At 71.8% G+C, this 18,224-nt stretch carries 13 protein-coding genes; 4 read left to right on the top strand and 9 right to left on the bottom strand.

Features of this window, described 5'->3' with window-relative positions; translation table 11 throughout:
- Positions 1–50: 50 nt before the first annotated feature.
- Positions 51–3,068, top strand: a complete 3,018-nt coding sequence (gene fxsT / locus BLW86_RS12505; RefSeq protein WP_093874109.1) for an FxSxx-COOH system tetratricopeptide repeat protein — start codon at positions 51–53, stop codon at positions 3,066–3,068.
- 78 nt (positions 3,069–3,146) lie between these two features.
- Here fxsT and BLW86_RS12500 read toward each other — a convergent pair whose 3' ends face one another.
- From BLW86_RS12500 to BLW86_RS12475, 6 genes are all read right to left on the bottom strand, one after another.
- On the bottom strand, positions 3,147–6,947 hold the full coding sequence (locus BLW86_RS12500) for a multifunctional oxoglutarate decarboxylase/oxoglutarate dehydrogenase thiamine pyrophosphate-binding subunit/dihydrolipoyllysine-residue succinyltransferase subunit (protein WP_093874108.1): 3,801 nt from the start codon (positions 6,945–6,947) through the stop codon (positions 3,147–3,149).
- A gap of 331 nt (positions 6,948–7,278) precedes the next feature.
- Positions 7,279–8,391: a HAMP domain-containing sensor histidine kinase gene (locus BLW86_RS12495; protein ID WP_371129477.1), complete on the bottom strand. Its 1,113-nt coding sequence runs from the start codon at positions 8,389–8,391 to the stop codon at positions 7,279–7,281.
- A complete protein-coding gene (locus tag BLW86_RS12490; protein ID WP_030688813.1) occupies positions 8,388–9,125 on the bottom strand; it encodes a response regulator transcription factor in 738 nt (245 codons plus the stop codon). The genes BLW86_RS12495 and BLW86_RS12490 overlap by 4 nt, the downstream gene beginning before the upstream one ends.
- Positions 9,126–9,196: 71 nt before the next feature.
- Positions 9,197–9,868 (bottom strand): spermidine synthase family protein, encoded by a 672-nt coding sequence (locus BLW86_RS12485; protein ID WP_093878630.1) that lies wholly within the window; start codon positions 9,866–9,868, stop codon positions 9,197–9,199.
- Between the two features lie 115 nt (positions 9,869–9,983).
- Complete coding sequence (locus BLW86_RS12480; RefSeq protein WP_093874107.1) at positions 9,984–10,514, bottom strand: hypothetical protein; 531 nt, start codon at positions 10,512–10,514, stop codon at positions 9,984–9,986.
- A gap of 144 nt (positions 10,515–10,658) precedes the next feature.
- Positions 10,659–11,297, bottom strand: a complete 639-nt coding sequence (locus BLW86_RS12475) for a GNAT family N-acetyltransferase (RefSeq protein ID WP_093874106.1) — start codon at positions 11,295–11,297, stop codon at positions 10,659–10,661.
- Between the two features lie 131 nt (positions 11,298–11,428).
- Here BLW86_RS12475 and lon point away from each other — a divergent pair, with 131 nt between their 5' ends.
- Positions 11,429–13,840 carry an endopeptidase La gene (gene lon / locus BLW86_RS12470; protein WP_093874105.1) on the top strand — a complete coding sequence of 804 codons (2,412 nt, stop codon included), beginning with the start codon at positions 11,429–11,431 and terminating at the stop codon, positions 13,838–13,840.
- 101 nt (positions 13,841–13,941) lie between these two features.
- Positions 13,942–14,532 (top strand): DUF4240 domain-containing protein, encoded by a 591-nt coding sequence (locus BLW86_RS12465; protein ID WP_256341292.1) that lies wholly within the window; start codon positions 13,942–13,944, stop codon positions 14,530–14,532.
- 27 nt (positions 14,533–14,559) lie between these two features.
- Here BLW86_RS12465 and BLW86_RS12460 read toward each other — a convergent pair whose 3' ends face one another.
- The gene (locus tag BLW86_RS12460; RefSeq protein ID WP_093874103.1) at positions 14,560–15,441 is read right to left on the bottom strand and encodes a lytic polysaccharide monooxygenase auxiliary activity family 9 protein; all 882 of its coding nucleotides are present in this window, start codon (positions 15,439–15,441) and stop codon (positions 14,560–14,562) included.
- Between the two features lie 192 nt (positions 15,442–15,633).
- Positions 15,634–16,473, bottom strand: coding sequence for a lysozyme (locus BLW86_RS12455; protein ID WP_093874102.1), 840 nt, complete (start codon positions 16,471–16,473; stop codon positions 15,634–15,636).
- Positions 16,474–16,707: 234 nt separating this feature from the next.
- Between BLW86_RS12455 and BLW86_RS12450 the strand changes: the two genes are divergently transcribed.
- On the top strand, positions 16,708–17,190 hold the full coding sequence (locus tag BLW86_RS12450; RefSeq protein WP_093874101.1) for a MarR family winged helix-turn-helix transcriptional regulator: 483 nt from the start codon (positions 16,708–16,710) through the stop codon (positions 17,188–17,190).
- Between the two features lie 16 nt (positions 17,191–17,206).
- Here the strand turns inward: BLW86_RS12450 and BLW86_RS12445 are convergent, their stop codons facing one another.
- Positions 17,207–17,998: a protein phosphatase 2C domain-containing protein gene (locus BLW86_RS12445; protein ID WP_093874100.1), complete on the bottom strand. Its 792-nt coding sequence runs from the start codon at positions 17,996–17,998 to the stop codon at positions 17,207–17,209.
- Between the last annotated feature and the right edge of the window lie 226 nt (positions 17,999–18,224).

Below are 18,224 nucleotides of genomic sequence, written 5' to 3'. Positions count from 1 at the left end.
CACGGCACATCACACTGCGTTGCGCGAGAGCGGGACGGGAGACACGACAGATGGCGGAACAGCGATCGGGCGGTGCGTCGGATCACGGAGTCAGGAGCGCGCCGGAACACGTCCTCGTGGTCTTCCCCGGCTACAACCGCCCGTGGGCCACCTGGATCAACCAACGGCTCGACGCGTACGGGGTGCGTGCGACCCTTCAGCGCTGGGACCCGCCGCGCGAGGTGCCCCTGGAGGACTCGCTCGGCGACCTGCTGCTCGCCCGCGGCCAGGTGCTGCTCGTCCTGGACGACTGGTTCTTCCAGCTCGGCCCGCGTGCGGCCGGTGAGTGGAACGACGTCCTGCGGGGCTTCGTCGCCGCCCATGCGGAGCGGTTCGCCGCGGTCAACCTCACCAACCGGACCCTGCTCCCGGCCACCGCCGTCCTCGAACCCGTCAGCCTGTGGGGCGTCGGCGAGGAGGAGGCCGAAGCCCGGCTGCTCAGCCGGCTCGCCGTCGAACCCCGCCGCGCCACCGGCCGTCGGCTGCCCGCCGGCTCACTCGTCCGCTTCCCGGACACCCCTCCCGAGGTCTGGGGCGAGATCCCGCGCCGCAACCCGCGCTTCACCGGCCGGGACGACCTGCTCACCGAGCTCCAGGAACGGCTCATGGACGCCGAGCGCGGCAACGCCGCCTGCACCCTGCTCGGCATGTCCGGCATCGGCAAGACCCAGATCGCCGCCGAGTACGCCCACCGCTTCAGCTCCGACTACGACGTCGTGTGGTGGGTCAGCTCCGACGACCGCAACGTGCAGCGCGACCGCTTCGGCGAGCTCGCCACCGAACTCGGCCTCCCCACCGGCAACGAACCCGGCGAACGCATCCGCGCCGTCCGCGAGGCACTGCGCCGGGGCGACCCGCACTCCCGTTGGCTCATCGTCTTCGACGGCTGGGACGACACGGACGGCGCGAACGTCATGCTGCCGCACGGCCCCGGCCACGTCCTCGTCACCTCGCGCAACCGCGGCTGGGGCGACTACACCGACATCCTCGAGATTCCCGGCTTCGACCGCGCCGAGTCCACCGCCTATCTGATGAGGCGCGCCCCGCACGTCACCGCGCCCGAGGCCGACGAGGTCGCCGCCGAGTTCGGGGACGTGCCCCTGCCGCTGGTCCAGGCCGCAGCCTGGCTCGGCGAGTCCCGCATGGAGGTCCCCGAGTACCTGCGCATGGTCCGGGACGGACGGATCTCCGCCGTCGAGCCGTCCGGCGACGGCTTCCCCCAGGCGTCCCTGACCTCCTGGTCGATACTGATCAACCGGCTCCGACGCGCCCAGCCGCAGGCCATCGACGTGCTCAGCCTGTGCGCCTCCTTCGCCCCCGGCCGCATCCCGCTCGGCCTCATCCGCGCCTATCCGCAGGCGGACCTCCCCGAGGACCTGCGCTGGATGGTCACCGATCTCGCCGCCTGGTCCCGGGCCCTGGACACCCTGGTCAACTACTCGGTGCTCACCCGCGAGACCCGGGGCCCCGTCAACAACGCCGAGGTGGGGCCGCACCAGGAGTCCGTGCACATGCACCGGCTCGTCCACGACATCGTCGCCCGGCTCACCGAGGGCGACCACCGCGCCGCCCACCGACAGGCCGTCCGCACCCTGCTCGCCGAGGCCGACCCCGGCAACCCCATGGACAGCCGGCACTGGCCCCGCTACGCCGAACTCCTGCCCCACCTGGAACCCTCCGGCGCGCTGCTCAGCCACAACTCGCGCACCCAGACCGCCGTGCTCAACTGCCTGCGCTACTGCTTCCGCAGCGGCGAGTTCAAGGCCGGCATCCAGCTCGCCGAGAAGATCCGGGACAACTGGTCCACCTTCATGGACCCGCTGGACCAGCCCATGCTGGACCTGACCACCCAGCAGGGCAACATCCTGCGCTCCTTCGGCCGCTTCCGCGAGGCGTACGACCTCGACCTCGCCCAGCGGGAACGCCTCTCCACCGCCCAGCCCCCCAACGAGCTCGGCACCCTGCTCTCCAGCAGCGCCATCTCCAGCGACCTGCGCTTCCTCGGTCAGTACAAGGAGTCGGAGCGGCTCCAGCGCACCGTCCTCGCCGACGCCGAACGGCTCCTCGGCACCAGCGAGTTCTCCACCCTCGTCGCCCGCCACAACCTCGGCGTCACCCTGCGGCAGCTCGGCCGCTTCCGGGAGGCGTACGAGTCCGACGCCGAGACCCTCGCCCACAGCGAGCGGGTCCTCGGCAAGCGCCACTCCCACACCCTCAACTCCAGCAACGCCCTCGCGCACGACCTGCGGCTGCTCGGCCAGTACCGCGAAGCCCTCGCCCGCCAGGAGGCCAACGTCCTGCGCCATGTGCAGGTGCTCGGCCCGCAGCACCTGCAGACCCTCTACGCCCGCACCCAGCTGGCCCTGTGCCGGCGCCGCGAGGGCGGCTTCCAGCAGGACCTCGGAGCCACCATGGCCAGCCTGCTCGACCAGCTGGAGCAGGTGCACGGCCGCACCCACTACGTGACGCTCTCCTCCCTCAACAACTACGCCAACTACCTCCGCGAGCACGGCGACCTCGACCAGGCCCGCGAACTCAGCCACGAGGCCGAGGCCGGCTACCGCGCCCTCCTCGGCCCCGCCCACCCGGTCGCCACCGGAGTCCTCGCCAACACCGCCCTCGTCCTCCAGGCGTCCGGCGAACGTGCGGACGCCCTGGCCATCCTGGAGGCCGCGCTCGCCGGACTGACCTCCTCGCTCGGCTCCGACCACCCCTGGGTGCTCGGCTGCGCCCTCAACGCCTCCGCCGCCCGCAACTTCAACGGCCGGGTGGCCGACGCCGCCGAGCTCAGCCGGGACACCCTGCGCCGGGCCCGGCACACCCTCGGCAACGAGCACCCGCTCACCCTGTCGTGCCAGGTGGCCCTCGCCACCGATCTGCGCGGGCTCAGGGAGAACGAGGAGGCCGGGAAGCTGGAGGAGGACGCGCTGCTCACCCTCACCCGCACGCTGGGCGCCCAGCACCCGCACACCCTGTCGGCGCGTCAGCGCAACCGGCCCTACTGGGACTTCGAGGCCAACCTGGGCTGAGCCCCGTACACCTGGCGGAAACGCCGGAGGCCCGGCACCCCGAGTGGGGTGCCGGGCCTCCGTATGTGCTCCGGTCCGTCAGGCGTCGAAGACCTCGTTGACCAGCTGCTGCTGCTCCGCCTGGTGGCGCTTGGCCGAGCCGACCGCCGGGGAGGAGGAGTGCGGACGCGAGATCCGGCGCAGGCGCTCGCCCGCCGGGATGTCCGCGCCGACCGCCAGGTCGAGGTGGTCGATCAGGTTGAGCGCGATGAACGGCCAGGCACCCTGGTTCGCCGGCTCCTCCTGGGCCCAGATGTACTTCGCCGCGTTCGGGTACTTGGCGATCTCGGCCTGCAGCTCGGCACCCGGCAGCGGGTACAGGCGCTCCAGACGGATGATCGCGGTCTCCGTGTCGCCGCGCTTCTGGCGCTCGGCCTCCAGGTCGTAGTAGACCTTGCCGGCGCAGAAGACGACCTTGCGGACGTCGGCCGGGTTACCCGCTCCGGAGGAGGTGAGCGTGTCGCCGATCACCGGGCGGAAGCCGCCGGTGGTGAACTCCTCCACCTTGGACGCCGCGGCCTTCAGACGCAGCATCGACTTCGGGGTGAAGACGATGAGCGGCTTGTGGTGCGGGTTGTGCACCTGCCAGCGCAGGAGGTGGAAGTAGTTCGACGGCAGCGTCGGCATGGCGATGGTCATGTTGTCCTGCGCGCACATCTGGAGGAAGCGCTCCGGGCGCGCGGACGAGTGGTCCGGGCCCTGGCCCTCGTAGCCGTGCGGCAGGAGCAGCGTGACGCCGGAGGTCTGGCCCCACTTCTGCTCGGCCGAGGAGATGAACTCGTCGACGACGGTCTGCGCGCCGTTGACGAAGTCACCGAACTGGGCCTCCCAGATGACCAGCGCCTCCGGGCGGGCCAGCGAGTAGCCGTACTCGAAGCCCATCGCCGCGTACTCGCTGAGCAGCGAGTCGTAGACGTTGTAGTGGGCCTGGTCCTCGGCCAGGTAGAGCAGCGGGGTGTAGTCCTCGCCGGTCTCCTGGTCGACCAGGACCGCGTGGCGCTGGCCGAAGGTGCCGCGGCGGGAGTCCTGGCCCGACAGGCGGACCGGGGTGCCCTCCATCAGCAGGGAGCCGATGGCGAGGGTCTCGCCGAAGCCCCAGTCGATGGTGCCGTCGTCGATCGAGGCGGCGCGGCGCTGCATCTGCGGGAGCAGACGCGGGTGGACCGTGATCCGCTCCGGGACGTTGACCTGCGACTCGGCGATCCGCTTCACGACCTCCTGGGAGACCGCGGTGGTGACGGCGACCGGGAACTCGGCCTGCGCGTCCGGCACGGTGGCCGACGCCGGGGCGGCGGTGGCCTCGCGGACCTCCGCGAACACCTTCTCCAGCTGGCCCTGGAAGTCCTGGAGCGCCTGCTCCGCCTCTTCGAGGGTGATGTCGCCGCGACCGATGAGCGACTCGGTGTACAGCTTGCGCACCGAACGCTTCTTGTCGATCAGGTTGTACATCTGCGGGTTGGTGAACTGCGGGTTGTCGCCCTCGTTGTGACCGCGGCGGCGGTAGCAGATGAGGTCGATCACGACGTCCTTGTTGAACGTCTGGCGGAACTCGAAGGCGAGCCGCGCGACGCGGACCACGGCCTCCGGGTCGTCGCCGTTCACGTGGAAGATCGGCGCCTCGATCATGCGGGCCACGTCGGTCGCGTACATCGAGGAACGCGAGGACTCCGGGGCGGCGGTGAAGCCGACCTGGTTGTTGATGACGATGTGGACCGTGCCGCCGGTGCGGTAGCCCCGCAGCTGCGACATGTTCAGCGTCTCGGCGACGACGCCCTGGCCGGCGAAGGCCGCGTCGCCGTGGAGGGCGACGGGCAGGACGGTGAAGTCCGTGCCGCCCTTGTTGATGACGTCCTGCTTGGCGCGGACGACACCCTCCAGGACCGGGTCGACCGCCTCCAGGTGCGAGGGGTTGGCGGTGAGCGAGACCTTGATCTGCTCGCCGTCCAGGCCGGTGAAGGTGCCCTCGGCGCCCAGGTGGTACTTCACGTCGCCGGAGCCGTGCATCGACTTCGGGTCGAGGTTGCCCTCGAACTCGCGGAAGATCTGCGCGTACGACTTGCCGACGATGTTCGCCAGGACGTTCAGGCGGCCGCGGTGGGCCATGCCGATGACGACCTCGTCGAGGCGCGACTCGGCGGCCGAGTCGATGACCGCGTCGAGCAGCGGGATGACGGACTCGCCGCCCTCCAGGGAGAAGCGCTTCTGGCCGACGTACTTCGTCTGCAGGAAGGTCTCGAAGGCCTCCGCGGCGTTCAGCCGGCGCAGGATCCGCAGCTGCTCCTCGCGCTCCACGCGGGAGTGCGGGCGCTCGACGCGGTCCTGGATCCACTTGCGCTGCTTCGGGTCCTGGATGTGCATGAACTCGACGCCGGTGGTGCGGCAGTACGAGTCGCGGAGCACGCCGAGGATGTCGCGGAGCTTCATCATCGACTTGCCGGCGAAGCCGCCGACCGCGAACTCCCGCTCCAGGTCCCACAGGGTGAGGCCGTGCTCGGTGATGTCCAGGTCGGGGTGCTTGCGCTGCTTGTACTCCAGCGGGTCGGTGTCGGCCATGACGTGGCCGCGGACCCGGTAGGAGTGGATGAGCTCGAAGACGCGCGCGGCCTTGGTGACGTCGTCGTCGTGCGAGGCGTCGATGTCCCTGAGCCAGCGGACCGGCTCGTAGGGGATGCGCAGGGCCTTGAAGATCTCGTCGTAGAAGCCGTCCTCGCCGAGGAGGAGGTTCGACACGATCCGCAGGAACTCGCCGGAGGCGGCGCCCTGGATGACGCGGTGGTCGTACGTCGAGGTCAGGGTCATGACCTTGGAGATGCCCAGCTTGTTCAGGGTGTCCTGGGAGGTGCCCTGGAACTCGGCCGGGTAGTCCATCGAGCCGACGCCCATGATGACGGACTGACCGGGCATCAGACGCGGCACGGAGTGGACGGTGCCGAGGCCGCCGGGGTTGGTCAGGGAGACCGTGACGCCGGAGAAGTCCTCCATCGTCAGCTTGCCCACGCGGGCGCGCTTGACGATGTCCTCGTACGCCTGCCAGAACTCGAAGAAGTTGAGCGTCTCGGCCTTCTTGATGCCCGCGACGACGAGCTGGCGGTCGCCGTTGGGCTTCACCAGGTCGATCGCGAGGCCGAAGTTCACGTGCTCCGGCTTGACCAGGGTCGGCTTGCCGTCCTTCTCCGCGAAGGAGTAGTTCATCGACGGCATGGCCTTGATCGCCTGCACCATCGCGTAGCCGATGAGGTGCGTGAAGGAGATCTTCCCGCCCCGGGCGCGCTTCAGGTGGTTGTTGATCACGATCCGGTTGTCGAAGAGCAGCTTCACCGGGACGGCGCGGACGGACGTGGCCGTCGGCACCTCCAGGGAGGCGTTCATGTTCTTCGCGACCGCGGCGGCGGGGCCGCGCAGCGTGATCAGCTCCGGGCCGGCGGGGGCCTCGGCGGGCTCCTTCGCCTTGACCGCGGCCGGAGCGGCGGCGGCGGGCTTCGCGGCGACGGGCGCGGGAGCCGCGGCCGGCTTCACGGGAGCCGGGGCCGCGACCGGGGCGGGCGCGGGGGCCGGAACGGCCGCCGGAGCGGCAGGTGCGGCCTGTGCGGGGCCCGCCTGCTGCGCGGCGGGCGCGCTCTGAGTGGTGGGGGCCGGGGCGGCGGGGGTGTCCGACGCTCCGGGCTTGTAGTCGGCGAAGAAGTCCCACCAGGCACGATCGACCGAATTCGGGTCCTGGAGGTACTGCTGGTAGATCTCGTCGACGAGCCACTCATTGGCACCGAAGGCGGCTGCAGGGTTCTGGCCCTGCCCGTCTTGGTCGGTCGGGGAGCTCGGGGTACTGGGGGACTGAGACGACACGGCGGCAACCGCCCTCTTCCGCTTCACAAGGTGATGGACAGCGGAAATAAAGGCTACGCCTGTCCGGCCGGGAGGTGCAGGCCGGGCAGTCCAACGTCGCGCAAGTCACACTTGACGAGGTGTTTCGACGCCGTGAATGGCGGGAAACAACCGTGGTTCTGCAGGTGTGAGGGTACGGAAAAGCGCGAGCACGGCCCGGTTCGGCCGCACCCCTGATCGCGTCCCGCTCACGTAGACGCAGGTCTCGCTCACGGAAACGCAGTCCCGCTCACGTTGACGCACGTCCTGCTCACGTACACGCAGAACGTGTGCTTCCGGTTCGAACCCTACGTCAATCCCTGGGGGGAAGGCTGCCCGGAAGAGTGACTCTGATGCGGCATCCACGTGACGATTCGGCCACTCCGATCCCGCCGCCGTGCAGATCCACCGCCCAGCGGGCGATCGCGAGCCCGAGGCCCGTGCCGCCGTCGCTGCCCGGCCCCTGCCGGTCCTTGGCCGAGCCCCGGTTGAACCGCTCGAAGACCTTGTGCCGCTCCGACTCCGGGATGCCGGGGCCCTCGTCCTCGACCTCCAGCTCCAGCGAGTCCGGATACGGGCCGCGCCGGGCCCGGACCGTGACGCGGCCGTGCGGCGGGGAGTGCTTCACCGCGTTGTCGATCAGGTTCGCCATCACCTGGTGCAGCCGCTCCGCGTCCGCGTGCGCGACCAGCTCGGGCGGCGACACGTCCAGGTGCAGATGCACGTCCGTACGGCGGTGCAGCCCCGAGGTGGACGACAGACCGCGCTGGGACGCGGCCAGGTTCGCCTCCCGCAGGACGCCCGACAGATACGGCCAGACCTCGAAACGGCTTGCCCGGAGCGCGACGACACCGTTGTCAAGACGTGACAGGTCGAGCAGGGTCTCCACCAGCCGCCCGAGCCGCTCCGTCTGCTTCAGGGCCGACCGCATGGTCTCCGGATCGGCCTCGGACACCCCGTCCACGACGTTCTCCAGGACGGCCCGCAGCGCGGCGATCGGCGTGCGCAGCTCGTGCGAGACGTTGGCCACCAGCTCCTTGCGGTGCCGGTCGACGGCCTCCAGGTCGTCCGCCATGCGGTTGATCGTCGAGGCGAGGTCGCCCAGCTCGTCCCGCCGGTCCGCGCCCCGCACCCGGCGGCTGAAGTCCCCGCGCGAGATCGACCCCGCCACCGTGTTCATCTCGTCCAGCGGCGCCGTCAGGGACTGCGCCACGAACTGGGTGATCAGCAGGGTCGCGATCATCGCGAAGATCGTGATGTACCGGAACTCGGTGGAGGTGCGGATCGCCACCAGGGCCAGGCAGGAGGTCAGCAGGACCGCCCCGACGACCAGGGCGCCCAGCTTGGTCTTGATCGAGATCACGATCCGGCGGGGCCGGCGCGGCCCCTGTCCCGTGTGCGGCCTCCCGGGCCCCGGCCGGCTCACGGCGCCGGGGTCTCCAGCGCGTAACCGACGCCGTGGACCGTACGGATCCGCTCGGCCCCGATCTTCCGGCGCAGCGCCTTGATGTGGCTGTCCACGGTCCGGGTGCCCGAGGCGTCCGCCCAGTCCCACACCTCGGCGAGCAGCTGCTCGCGGGAGAGGACCGCCCGGGGGGTGCTCGCCAGGCAGACCAGCAGGTCGAACTCGGTCGGGGTCAGGTGCACGTCCTCCGCGCGGACCCGGACCCGGCGCTGCGCGTGGTCGATCTCCAGCTCGCCCAGGCGCAGGATCCCGCTGCGCGGGGTGACCGCCGCGAGCGCGGCCCGCTCCACGCGGCGCAGCAGCACGTGCACCCGGGCGGCCAGCTCGCGCATCGAGAACGGCTTGGTCATGTAGTCGTCCGCGCCGACGCCGAGGCCGACCAGCATGTCGGTCTCGTCGTCGCGGGCGGTCAGCATGAGGACCGGGACGGGGCGCTGGGCCTGGACCCTGCGGCACACCTCCAGGCCGTCGAAGCCGGGCAGCATCACGTCCAGGACCATCAGGTCGGGCTGCCAGGCCTCGGCCGCGTCGACGGCCGCGGGACCGTCGGTCGCGGTCTGCACGAGGAAGCCCTCCGCGCGCAGCCGCGCGGAGATCGCCTCCACGATCGTGGCGTCGTCCTCGACCACCAGGACGCGCCGCTGGGCCCCCGGAGTGGCCGCCGCACCGTGGTGAGTGGTGTGTGTCTGCTCCATTGCCCCGCCTCGCGTCGCCGATGTCGGTGCAGCAGCCTAGAGGTACCGACGGCGTCCCGGCTATCCAGGAGCTACCCGGGACGGACCGCGAGGTGGACCACGTCGGGGACGCCCCGGGCAACGGGGATCTCTTCCGTCCGTACCCCGCTGAATCCGGCATTCCGCAACGACTCTTCGAAATCGGCGGACGGCTGCGCGGACCACACGGCGAGGATACCGCCGGGGTTCAGGCGGGCCGCGCAGGTCGCCAATCCCTCGGCCGAGTACAGGGATTCGTTGTCCTCGGTGACCGTCCAGTCGGGGCCGTTGTCGATGTCGAGACAGAGGGCGTCGTAGGTGTCGGTGGTGGTGCGGAGGTGGGCCACGAGGTCCGTGTGCAGGATCACGGTCCGCGGATCGGCGAGCGCTGCCCCCGAGATCGCCGCGAGCGGTCCCTGCCGGTGCCAGTCGATGATCGCCTCCTCACGCTCGGCGACCGTGATCCGGCCCCAGCGGGGGTCGGCGGCGGCGTGGGCCAGGGAGAAGCCGACGCCGAGGCCGCCGACGAGGACGGAGGCGCCGGGACGGGACCCCTCGGGAAGGGCGGCGAGGGCCGCGTCGACCAGGAGCCGCTCGGAGCGTCCGTCGGAGGTGTCCATCAGGAAGGTGCCGTTGGCGATGATCTCGTAGTGCTCGGCGCGGCGGCGGAGCACCACTTCTCCGTACGGCCCTTCACGTCGGTCGAGGGTGACGGGGCTGGTCATGATCACTCCGTGGTCTCGTGTACGTCCGGTTCGTCCCGACCATCCTGGCGGGGCGCCGACGGCCGGGACAAACGCGTAACGAGCCCTATGCGCGCGGGGCTTCGGCGAACTCCGCTCAGGGGTTCGTCGGCGGACCGCCCTCCGGCAGGGCGGCGAAGACGCGCTGGAGGGCGGGCGAGCGCTCGCCGTCGTCCGCGACGACCAGCCGGTGGCGGTACGTCACGTAGTACTGGAATCCGTCCGGGATCGGGCTGCCTGTCGGGCGCTCCGGGACCAGGGCGAACGCCGGGTCCTCCAGGGCCGCCCGGAGCTCGGCGGCCTCGGCCGGGGTCTGCCTGCCGGTCCGGGGCGGCTTGGTGCCGGAGCGGCTGGTCCAGCTGCCGTCGTAGTGGACGACGAGCTTGTTGCGGACGCCCGCCAGGCCGCCGTTGACGACCACCTCGACGAGGACCTCGCCCGGCTGGGGGTCCGCCGCCGGTGTGCCGGGGTCCGTCGTGGGGCTCGGCAGGGCCGGCGCGCTCGCGCTCGACGGCCCGCCGGGCGCGGGCGGCGTCCCGGGGCCGCAGCCGCTCACGCCGCCGACCAGGGCTCCCGCCAGCAGCAGGGCCCCGCACCACGTTCCCGTACCCCGTACGCCTCGCACCATGGGACGAGCATGCCCGCTCCGGGGCTCCGCGCGCAGCCGGACGCGGCAGGGAGCGTCGGGGAACATCAGGAGCACCAGGAGTCCCGGGGGACGTCAGGGGCGCCAGGAGCGCCCCGGAGAGGGCGTCGGAAGCGTCAGGGGCCGTCAGGGATCCGTTCGGACGATTCCGGTGAGCGGCCCCCGGTAGCGCCAGTCCAGCGAGTCGTAGAGCGCGAGGCCGTCCGTGGTCGCGGCGAGCACGCCGGTCTCGGCGCCGGCCTGGGCGGCGGCGGCCTCCAGGGTGCGCATGACGTTCGCGCCCAGGCCCCGGCGCCGGTGCGCGGGGTCGGTCTCGATCTGGTCGGCGACGGCGGTGGAGCCGGTCGGGGCGATCTGGCCGCGGGCGGCGAGGGTGCCGTCCGGGGCCAGGACGCGGACCCGGATGACGCCGTCGCGGACCTCGGTGGTGCGCGCGTATCCCTCGGGCGGCGCGGGGCGGACGCCGGGATCCAGTCGCTTGACCATCATGAAGCCGGGGTCGTCGGGGACCGTCCACCCGTCGGTGATCCAGGACGCCGCCTCCTCGGGGGCCGCCATCACCTTGAGCCAGCTGTACGGCTCGGTCAGCCGGGCGCAGAGCGCGCCGACGGAGCCCGCGTCGGGGGCGGGCAGGACGTGCCGTACGACGTGCCGGGGCAGTCCGACGTCGATCCGGTAGCCCCAGGGCTCGGCAACGGCGGACGGGGTGCCCCGGGAGACGGTCCAGCCCGCCACCCAGGCGGAAGTAATAGCTGATATATCCATGTGGGCATTACATCTGCTCCGTGCGGGCGCGTGCAGGGGTGATCGCTCAGAGCGAACGGACGTCCGGGAACATCCGGGGGCTCACAAGCATTGAGTGCTCATAGCTCAACTTGACTGCCGAAGGGGAGATCATGGCTTCTGAGTCCATGCCGTCCGTGCCGCTCACTCTGCCTGTGCTGCCGCTCGACGACGAGGTCGTGCTGCCCGGAATGGTGGTGCCGCTGGACCTGTCCGACACCGACGTACGGGCCGCCGTCGAGGCCGCCCAGGCCGCGGCCCGCACCGGCACGGGCAAGCCCCGTGTGCTCCTGGTGCCGCGCGTCGACGGGACCTACGCCGGCACCGGCGTCCTGGGCATCGTCGAGCAGGTCGGCCGTCTGTCCGACGGCGACCCCGGCGCGCTGATCCGCGGCCTCGGCCGCGTCCGCATCGGCGCCGGCACCACCGGCCCCGGCGCCGCCCTCTGGGTCGAGGGCAGCACCGTCGAGGAGACCCTGCCCGATCCACTGCCCGGCTCCGTGGCCGAACTGGTCAAGGAGTACAAGGCGCTGGCCACCAGCTGGCTCAAGAAGCGCGGCGCCTGGCAGGTCGTCGACCGCGTCCAGCAGATCGACGGCGTCGGCGCCCTCGCCGACAACTCCGGCTACTCGCCCTTCCTCAGCGTCGAGCAGAAGGTCGAACTCCTGGAGACCGCCGACCCGGTCGCCCGCCTCAAGCTCGCCACCGCCCAGCTGCGCGAGCACCTCGCCGAGCAGGACGTCGCCGAGACCATCGCCAAGGACGTCCAGGAGGGCGTCGACAAGCAGCAGCGCGAGTTCCTGCTCCGCCGCCAGCTCGAAGCCGTCCGCAAGGAGCTGCGCGAACTCAACGGCGAGGCCGAGGGCGACGAGTCCGACGACTACCGCGCCCGCGTGGAGGCCGCCGACCTGCCCGAGAAGGTGCGCGAGGCCGCCCTCAAGGAGGTCGAGAAGCTGGAGCGGTCCAGCGACCAGTCCCCCGAGGGCTCCTGGATCCGCACCTGGCTCGACACCGTCCTCGAACTGCCGTGGAACGAGCGGACCGAGGACGAGTACGACATCCGGGGCGCCCGCGCCGTCCTGGACGCCGAGCACGCCGGCCTCGACGACGTGAAGGAACGGATCACCGAGTACCTCGCGGTGCGCAAGCGGCGCTCCGACCGCGGCCTCGGCGTGGTCGGCGGGCGTCGCGGCGGCGCCGTCCTCGCCCTCGTCGGCCCGCCCGGCGTCGGCAAGACGTCGATCGCGGAATCGGTGGCCCACGCCATGGGCCGGAAGTTCGTCCGGGTCGCCCTCGGCGGCGTGCGCGACGAGGCGGAGATCCGCGGCCACCGGCGGACGTACGTCGGCGCCCTGCCCGGCCGGATCGTCCGCGCCGTCAAGGAGGCCGGGTCGATGAACCCGGTGGTCCTGCTCGACGAGATCGACAAGGTCGGCTCCGACTTCCGCGGCGACCCCGCGGCGGCGCTCCTCGAAGTCCTCGACCCCGCGCAGAACCACACCTTCCGCGACCACTACCTGGAGGTCGAGCTCGACCTCTCCGACGTCGTCTTCCTGGCCACCGCCAACGTCCTCGAAGCCATCCCCGAGGCGCTCCTCGACCGCATGGAGCTGGTGCGCCTCGACGGCTACACGGAGGACGAGAAGGTCGTCATCGCCCGTGACCACCTGCTCCCGCGCCAGCTGGAGCGGGCCGGTCTGGAGCCGGGCGAGGTCGTCCTGGAGGAGGCCGCGCTGCGGAAGCTGGCCGGCGAGTACACCCGCGAGGCCGGCGTCCGCACCCTGGAGCGCTCGATCGCCCGGCTGCTCCGCAAGGTCGCGGCCCAGCACGAACTGGGCGACCGCGAGCTGCCGTTCACGATCGGTCCCGACGGCCTGCGGGAGCTCATCGGACGCCCGCACCACGTGCCGGAGTCGGCCCAGGACCCGGCGGAGCGGCGGACGGCCGTGCCGGGCGTCGCCACCGGGCTCGCCGTGACCGGCGCGGGCGGTGACGTCCTCTTCGTGGAGGCCTCCCTCGCCGACCCGGAGACGGGCGCCGCCGGACTGACCCTCACCGGTCAGCTGGGCGACGTGATGAAGGAGTCGGCGCAGATCGCGCTCTCCTTCCTCCGCTCGCACGGCGCGGAACTGGAACTGCCCGTCACCGGCCTGAAGGACCGGGGCGTGCACATCCACTTCCCGGCGGGCGCGGTGCCCAAGGACGGGCCGAGCGCGGGCGTCACCATGACGACCGCCCTCGCCTCCCTGCTGAGCGGCCGGCTCGTCCGTACGGACGTGGCCATGACCGGCGAGGTCTCCCTCACCGGCCGGGTGCTGCCGATCGGCGGCGTGAAGCAGAAGCTCCTCGCCGCCCACCGGGCGGGCGTCACGACCGTCGTGATCCCCAAGCGGAACGAGGCCGACCTGGACGACGTCCCGGCCGAGATCCTGGAGAAGCTGGAGGTCCACCCGGTGACGGACGTCCGCCAGGTCCTGGAGATCGCCCTCGCACCGGCGGTGGTGCCCGTGGAGGTGGCCGCGTAACTCCCCGTCCGGGCGCTGGATCCCGTCCGGGCGCTGGATCCAGGATCCAGCGCCCGGATCTCGTTACCTGGATGTCAGTCGGGGCTGGCATGCTCGTACGCATGAACGACGACGCCTTCTGGGCTCTCATCGACGAGTTGGGCCGCCGGACCGGTGACCGGGACGAGCGCCTCGAGTGGCTGCGGGAAGAGCTGATAAGGCGTCCGGTGGCCGAGAGCGTGGACTTCCAGGTGCGGCTGGAGCGGGCGTGCGAGGCCGCGGACACGCGCGCGGTGTGGACGGCGGCGAACCGGATCGAGGGCGGCGACTGCACGGACGACGGCTTCCACTACTTCACGCTCTGGCTGGTCGGCCAGGGACGGAAGGTGTACGAGTCGGTCCTCGCCGACCCGGACGCGCTGGCCGACGTGCCCGGGGTGCGCGCGCTCGTGGGCCGGCACCACGACGACTGGGACGACGACGAGTGGCCGGAGTGGGAGGAGCTCGACTACGTCGCCCAGGACGCGTACGACGAGCTGACGGGCCAGGAGGACGACGACGGCGAGGAGTTCCTCGACGCCGTCGAGGAGGCGGAGGACGCCGCGGAGGCGGCGGGGGAGTGGGAAGAGGACGAGGAGGACCGGGAGCCTCGGCCGGAGGGGTCGGCGATGACCCGGCTCACCGCCCTCTTCCCGCTCGCCTCCGGCTCCTAGGAGCCGGAGGGGTCCGCGGCCCGGAGGTCAGGAGGCGGACGTGCCGCGGCGGCGGCCCAGGAGGAGGCTGCCCGCCGCGAAGACGGCGAGGGCGCCCGCGCCCGTGAGGGCCGTCGGCAGCGGTGAGGAAGGGGCCTCGGCGGTGTCGGCGGACAGGGCCGGGGGCTGCTCGTCGCCGCCGTGGCCCGCGTGGCTCACGGTGGACAGCTCGGCGCCGGCCGCGATCTTCGCCTCGGTCGGGGGCTGGGCCCGGGTCCCCGTCGCCGTCGCCGTGCCGCCGAAGGTGACGTCCGAGCAGCTGTAGAAGGCCTCGGGGCTGTCGTTGCGCTGCCAGATCTTGTAGACGATGTGGCGGCCGGTGCGGGCCGGGAAGGTGCCGGTGAAGGTGTAGTAGCCGTCGGTGGCGGTGCGGCCGGTGTCGTGGACGGCGACGGGGGTCGGGTCCAGGTCCGACCACTTCAGGGGGTGGGTCGGGTCGAAGCCGGCCTTGGTGATGTAGACGGTCATCGTGCCCGAGTGCGGGGCCGTCACCCGGAACCTGAAGCCGAAGGAGCCGGCGGCGACGGCCGTGGCCGGCCAGTCGGTGCGCGCCCAGTCCAGGGCCCGGTACTTCTCGCGGTTGGCCGAGCAGAGCTTGCCGTCCGGGATGAGGGCCTGGTGCTGCCCGGCGGCGTTGGCGATGTTGACCTCGTTCCAGTCGTAGAGCGGCTGGGTGCCGGAGTCGGCGACGAGGTCCTTGCACACCTGGGACCTGGGCGTCTCGGGGCCTTCGGCGTAGCAGGCCGCCACCCGGCTCACGGGGTCGAAGACGGCCCCGTGGGCGCTCGCGGTGGCGGGGGTGAGGCTGACCAGGGCAGCGGCGGCGGACAGGGCTGCGACGCCGGTGACGGTGCGGCGGGAGGACGGCATGCGGGGGCTCTCTCTCGTGCGTGGGGGAGTACGGGGTGAGCAACGCGCTGCGGGCGCAAGTGAGTTGGCTCCCGCGCGGCCGGCGGGGGAAGCCTCGCATTGGTCCATACCAATGGGCAAGGGGAGGGACGGAAAAAGCGGCCCCCCGGGGTGCCGCACACCCGGGAGGCCGCCGTCGGCCGGAGAGCGGGATCAGCCGTTCGCGAGCGCCTGCACGCGCGAGTAGTCCCCGTTGAAGTGGTTGTGGTCGCCGACCGTCGGGCCGGACGAGGTGTACTGCCAGATCGTGTGGTACGGCCAGCCGGCCGGGAGTTCGCCGACCTCGGCGGCGTACCGCGCGATCCACAGCGGGTTGGTGGAGCCGAAGGCCGCGGAGTTGCCGGTGCACTGCTTCCACCAGCTCGTCGCCGTGTAGATCACCGGGTCGCGGCCCGTCCGGTACCGGTACCGGTTCACGAAGTCCTGGATCCAGGCGACCATCCCGGACGCCGTCTTGCCGTAGCAGGTCGCGCCGTACGGGTTCCACTCGATGTCGAGCACGCCCGGCAGGGTCCTGCCGTCCCCCGACCAGCCGCCGCCGTTGTTGACGAAGTAGTCGGCCTGCGCGGCTCCGGTCGTCGTGTCCGGGGTGGCGAAGTGGTACGTGCCGCGGATCATGCCGACGTTGTAGGAGCCGTTGTACTGCTGGGTGAAGTAGGTGTTCTTGTAGTACGTGCCTTCCGTCGCCTTGACGTAGGCCCACTTCACGCCGCTGTTCCACAGGGTCGACCAGGCCACGTTGCCGTTGTGGCTGGAGACGTCCACGCCTTCCGTCTGCGCGGCCAGGGTGGAGACGCCGCCGGGCTTGGCGCCCTGGCCGTCGTGCGCGATCACGCCCATGCCCATGTAGGCGGAGCCGCGCGCGGGGATCGCCTGCCGGGCGCCCGGGACCTGGGCCGCGCTGGCGGTGCCGGAGAGGCCGAGGGGGAGGAGGAGGGCCAGGGCCGCGAGGGCGGCGCCGGCGAGGGTCGTTCCGGATCTGTGCACACGCATTGCGTGCCTCCGAAAGGCTCGGTGGGGGAGCGGTGGGGGCAGGCCGGTGACACAACCTGGAATGAACATGTCACTCTGGGCTGCCGGGGAAGACGCTACGCACGTAGACCCGCCCACGGAAGAGGGCCCGGTTGCCGCCGTTGGTCTACGCCTGCGAAATACTGAAGGAGCTGCGGCGATGGACGCCTCGGCAAGAAACTTTCAGCGACCGGAAAGCGCGCGGAAGGTGCTGACGTGCACGGAAGCGGTACGGGGAATGAAGGCCGGGCCACCGCCGGAGGTGGTGTGGACCAGGAATTCCTCGCCCTCGAGCGGGAGCTGGCGGTCTTTCTGCGCCGCGCCCGCGCCCAGTCCGGCGAGATGGCCCGCGAGGTCCACCCCGAACTGGAGCCGGCCGCCTACGGCCTCTTCGTACGCCTCGACGACGCAGGACCCCAGCGGGCCACCGAACTCGCCGGCTACTTCGGCGTCGGCAAGGCCACCATGAGCCGCCAGCTCCGCGCCCTTGAGGACCTCGGACTCGTCGCCCGCGACCCCGACCCCGCCGACGGCCGCGCCTCGCTGGTCCGCCTCACCGAGGAGGGCCGCAGCCGCTTCCGCAGCGTCCGTGACGCCCGGCGCGAACGCTACGTCCGCAAACTCGCCGACTGGGACCGCGCCGAGGTCGCCGAACTGGCCCGCCTCCTGAACCACTTCAACGTCCGCTCGGAGGGCTGACGCGCGGGGCCGCCACTCAGCGGTCCCACAGCTCCGCGTACACCGCGGTCGCGTCGTCGTGGAGCTTCCAGCGGCGCGGCCCGCCCACCCGCGCGTCGTCCGTCTCCAGGGCCCGCACCCGGCGGAGCAGACCGTCCGGACCCTCCTCGCGCAGCACGCCGAAGCAGTCCGTCCAGTCGCCCTCGCCGAACAGCTCCACCCAGCGGCTCGCCCCGTCCGTGAGCGCCGCCAGGGCCCGCACCTCCGCGCGCGGGGTCGTCCCGGCGACCGCACGCGCCGCGACCGCCGGGTCCGCCGCCGCGGTGAAGAAGCCGCCCGCGCGGTTCCGCAGCCGGTCCGTCGCCTCCAGCGAGCGCCGCACCTCGTCCGGCACCCGGTCGAGCCGGTCGTCGAGCACCGCCCGCACCGTCCCGTCGGGGGCCTCCAGGAGGAGGGCGGAGTCGGAGAGGACGAGGTGTTCGACCCGGGTCTCGTCCCAGCGGGCGAGCACCACGGTCGCCTGGGGCGTTCGCACGTGAGAAAGGTCACAGGTGTCGCGGTGGGCGTCCGCGGTGCGCCGGATTGCCAGCGACAGGATCTCGGGCAGGGGCATGTCCCGGCGGGAACCGGACAGTTCGGTCAAAGCTCCGCCCAGTCGCGCGGTGAACCACGGGACCGTGTGCACACAACCGTCATCACCGACGGGAGGTGTGACGCCGTCGAGCAGGACGACCGCCCCTCCGCCGTCCGAGGTGGACGGAACGGCGGCCACCCAGTCCTCGTTGGGGCGTTCGGGGCTGCCGGGAAGGGAGGCGACTTCACTGCGCATGGCGTCCAGTCTGCCCGCCCCCGCGCATTCCCCCCGGAACTCCTTCACGAGACCTGCAAAGGACCGGAAAAGGCCTGTACCAACCTCGCGAACGCGACCCGGGAGGCGGAAGAAGCACCTCCGGGAAGCTGCGGGCGGGCATCCTGCCAAAGGCCGCCCGGAAGATCCAACCGGCGCCCCGCGCGAGCCCCCGGAATCCGACTCCGGAAGTTGTTCGCCAACTACT

It is taken from the genome of Streptomyces sp. TLI_105 (assembly GCF_900105415.1).
In the GTDB taxonomy this organism is placed as follows: domain Bacteria; phylum Actinomycetota; class Actinomycetes; order Streptomycetales; family Streptomycetaceae; genus Streptomyces.
The sequence above is the reverse complement of the archived record's forward strand: the minus strand, read 5'-3'. Positions and strand labels throughout refer to the sequence as shown.

What these genes read in the sequence shown, in the direction of transcription:
- fxsT (WP_093874109.1), top strand. Translation starts at nt 51, where the DNA reads ATGGCGGAACAGCGATCGGGCGGTGCGTCGGATCACGGAGTCAGGAGC.
- BLW86_RS12490 (WP_030688813.1), bottom strand. Translation starts at nt 9,125, where the DNA reads ATGGAGCAGACACACACCACTCACCACGGTGCGGCGGCCACTCCGGGG.
- BLW86_RS12485 (WP_093878630.1), bottom strand. Translation starts at nt 9,868, where the DNA reads ATGACCAGCCCCGTCACCCTCGACCGACGTGAAGGGCCGTACGGAGAA.
- BLW86_RS12480 (WP_093874107.1), bottom strand. Translation starts at nt 10,514, where the DNA reads ATGGTGCGAGGCGTACGGGGTACGGGAACGTGGTGCGGGGCCCTGCTG.
- BLW86_RS12475 (WP_093874106.1), bottom strand. Translation starts at nt 11,297, where the DNA reads ATGGATATATCAGCTATTACTTCCGCCTGGGTGGCGGGCTGGACCGTC.
- lon (WP_093874105.1), top strand. Translation starts at nt 11,429, where the DNA reads ATGGCTTCTGAGTCCATGCCGTCCGTGCCGCTCACTCTGCCTGTGCTG.
- BLW86_RS12465 (WP_256341292.1), top strand. Translation starts at nt 13,942, where the DNA reads ATGAACGACGACGCCTTCTGGGCTCTCATCGACGAGTTGGGCCGCCGG.
- BLW86_RS12460 (WP_093874103.1), bottom strand. Translation starts at nt 15,441, where the DNA reads ATGCCGTCCTCCCGCCGCACCGTCACCGGCGTCGCAGCCCTGTCCGCC.
- BLW86_RS12455 (WP_093874102.1), bottom strand. Translation starts at nt 16,473, where the DNA reads ATGCGTGTGCACAGATCCGGAACGACCCTCGCCGGCGCCGCCCTCGCG.
- BLW86_RS12445 (WP_093874100.1), bottom strand. Translation starts at nt 17,998, where the DNA reads ATGCGCAGTGAAGTCGCCTCCCTTCCCGGCAGCCCCGAACGCCCCAAC.